Annotated in this window: 3 protein-coding genes; 2 read left to right on the top strand and 1 reads right to left on the bottom strand. The window is 66.3% G+C overall.

The genetic code is table 11. The features are described from left to right. The coding region (gene ctaD, locus NA4_RS37750; protein WP_067480968.1) for an aa3-type cytochrome oxidase subunit I at window positions 1–1,540 on the bottom strand (1,540 nt) is incomplete at its 3' end. A gap of 385 nt (window positions 1,541–1,925) precedes the next feature. Between ctaD and NA4_RS37745 the strand changes: the two genes are divergently transcribed. Together NA4_RS37745 and NA4_RS37740 are read left to right on the top strand one after the other, a co-directional pair. Beyond that, the gene (locus NA4_RS37745; protein ID WP_067480965.1) at window positions 1,926–2,315 is read left to right on the top strand and encodes a YchJ family protein; all 390 of its coding nucleotides are present in this window, start codon (window positions 1,926–1,928) and stop codon (window positions 2,313–2,315) included. An 18-nt stretch (window positions 2,316–2,333) separates the two neighbouring features. Then, a complete protein-coding gene (locus tag NA4_RS37740; protein ID WP_067480962.1) occupies window positions 2,334–2,609 on the top strand; it encodes an Rdx family protein in 276 nt (91 codons plus the stop codon). Window positions 2,610–3,073 lie beyond the last annotated feature (464 nt).

The raw sequence follows: 3,073 nt of genomic DNA, 5'->3' as shown, positions 1-3,073 counted from the left end.
AGCCCCACGGGTCGTCCACGGTGACGACTTCGCCGTAGCGGTAGCTCTTGAAGACATTCCACAGGAACGGCAGCATCGAGGCGCCGAGCACGAAGGCACCGATGGTGGAGATCGTGTTCAGCAGGGTGAAGCCGTCGCTGGGCAGGTAGTCGGCGTAGCGGCGGGGCATGCCCTCCGCGCCCACCCAGTGCTGCACCAGGAAGGTGGTGTGGAAGCCGATCAACGTCGTCCAGAAGTGCCACTTGGCCAGGCGCTCGTCCATCATGCGTCCGGTCATCTTCGGGAACCAGAAATAGATGCCCGCGAAGGTGGCGAACACGATGGTGCCGAACAGCACGTAGTGGAAGTGCGCCACGACGAAGTAGGAGTCGGTGACGTGGAAGTCCAGCGGCGGGCTGGCCAGGATGACACCGGACAGACCACCGAACAGGAACGTCACCAGGAAGCCGAGGGAGAACAGCATCGGCGATTCGAATGTGAGCTGACCGCGCCACATGGTGCCGATCCAGTTGAAGAACTTCACGCCGGTCGGGACCGCGATGAGGAAGGTCATGAACGAGAAGAACGGCAGCAGCACCGCACCGGTCGCATACATGTGGTGCGCCCACACCGCGATCGACAGCATCCCGATAGCCAAAGTGGCGTAGACCAGGGTGGTGTAACCGAAGATCGGCTTGCGCGAGAAGACCGGGAAGATCTCGGAGACGATGCCGAAGAACGGCAGCGCGATGATGTACACCTCGGGATGGCCGAAGAACCAGAACAAGTGCTGCCACAACAGGGTTCCGCCGGTCGCCGGGTCGTAGATGTGGCCACCCAGGCGCCGGTCGAAGGCCAACGCCATCAGCGCCGCGGTCAGTATCGGGAAGGCGAGCAGCACCAGAATGCTGGTGACGGCGATGTTCCAGGTGAAGATCGGCATCCGGAACATGGTCATACCCGGCGCGCGCAGGCAGACAACGGTGGTCAGCATGTTGACCGCACCGAGAATCGTGCCCAGACCGGAGACAGCCAGGCCCATGATCCACAGATCCGCCCCCACCCCGGGAGAGTGCACGATATCCGTCAGCGGGGAGTACGCCGTCCAGCCGAAGTCCGCGGCGCCGCCCGGGGTGGTGAACCCCGCGGTCGCCATGGTGGCGCCGAACAGATACAGCCAGTAGCTGAAGGCGTTCAACCGCGGGAACGCGACATCGGGCGCGCCGATCTGCAGCGGCAGGACCACGTTGGCGAACCCGAACACGATCGGAGTGGCGTAGAACAGCAGCATGATCGTGCCGTGCATGGTGAACAGCTGATTGAACTGCTCGGTGGAGAGGAACTGTAGGCCTGGCCGCGCCAGCTCACCGCGCATCAACAGCGCCATCAGGCCGCCGACCATGAAGAAGGCCACCGACGTGGTCAAGTACATGACGCCGAGCACCTTGGGGTCGGTGGTCGTCACCATCTTCCAGATATAGGAGCCCTTCGGGCCCAGCCTGGCCGGATAGGGACGCACCGCCTCCAGTTCGGGCGTTGCGCGGGGCGCTACCTCAGTCAACGATCCTCCTGAAAACGCAGCTCAGACTCAGGACCAATTCGACAGCTATACGAAGCAAATCACAGTTCCGGTCGCTATACTTCGCGCCCCGCGAAAAAAGGCGCACAAATTGAGCTCCGGAGCACCGGGCTGGTGTGCCTGATGCGAGCGGCGGCAAGATCGTGCGCATGAGCGTCAGGTCCGGGATCAGCCCGCGTAATCACCGACGGCTTGCCGACTCCGAAAGTTGGCCGGGCAGAAGCCTCGGGTCCGGAAGCTCGAGCCCGCGTAACGACCGACGATCCGCGCCTGCCCGCGCCTCGCTGGCGCTCGGCTCCGGCATGCGCGGTGCGCGCCGTGTTGATGATTCGCTCGCTGCGCTCGCTCATGCGCAAGGGAGCACGGTATGAGTGGGCCGCGCCGGTGCCCGTGCGGGCGTGGTGAGGCATTCGACGACTGCTGCGGTCCGGTACTGCGGGGCGAGCGCGCCGCCGCGACCGCCGAGGCGCTGATGCGGTCGCGGTACACGGCGTTCGCGGTGGGCGACGCCGACTATCTGCTGCGCTCTTGGCATCCGCGCACTCGTCCCCGGGAACTGGCTCTCGATCCCGCTCAACGCTGGCTCTTCCTGGAGATCATCCGTACCGAGCACGGCGGCCTGTTCGACGACACGGGCACCGTGGAGTTCGCCGCACATTATCGGGACGCGGACGGCCGCAGCACACTGCACGAGACCAGCAGATTCGCCCGGTCCGGCGGAGCCTGGGTCTACCTGGACGGCACGCACGACGCCTGACCGGTAGCGTCAGCGGGCATGGCACGCGTCGCGATCGAGTACTGCACCCAATGCCGCTGGTTGCTGCGGGCGAGCTGGATGGCGCAGGAACTGCTCAGCACGTTTGCCGCCGAACTCGGTGAGGTCGCGCTCATCCCCGGTTCCGGCGGGGTCTTCCGGATCACCGTCGACGGCGAACAGATCTGGGAGCGCAAGGCCGATGGCGGATTCCCCGACATCGCGGTGCTGAAGCAGCGGGTGCGCGACCGAGTGGCCCCCGAGCGCGACCTCGGTCACGTCGACAGGCGCGACTGAACCCACACTGTCCTGTACATCCAGCCGCGCGCGCCACGGCGTCGCGCGAGCCCGGCTCAACGCGTGGCGACCGAAGCGAGGTCGGCGGTAGCGGCAAGCCAGACGAGTGCGCGCAGGCCCCGACGTGGGCGCGATTGAAACCCGGGCAACCGAAGCGATCAGCTGCAGCGCCCGTGTGCCGGCTGCCGACGGGACTTGGACGGGTCCGATTGAACTCACCGGCCGAGTCAGCGGTCGTCCGCCGGGTGCTGCGGGGCTCGGCGTTGGCGCGATTGAACACGCGGCGGCTGCGGCGAAGTCAGCGACAGCGGTGGCCCGCTGGCGAGACACCACGGGCCTGATTGAAGCCGCAGCGGCATGGCGCGGAGTCAGCGGCAACAGCGGCTTCCCGGGCCAGGGGTGTAGAAGGCTCGGCGGCGGCCGACTGAACCCGCAGCGGCTGGATGGGGGATCAGCCGCAGCAG

It is taken from the genome of Nocardia amamiensis NBRC 102102 (assembly GCF_001612745.1).
Taxonomy (GTDB): Bacteria; Actinomycetota; Actinomycetes; order Mycobacteriales; family Mycobacteriaceae; genus Nocardia; species Nocardia amamiensis.
Note: the sequence above shows the minus strand (reverse complement) of the source record. Positions and strands in the feature narration are given on the sequence as shown.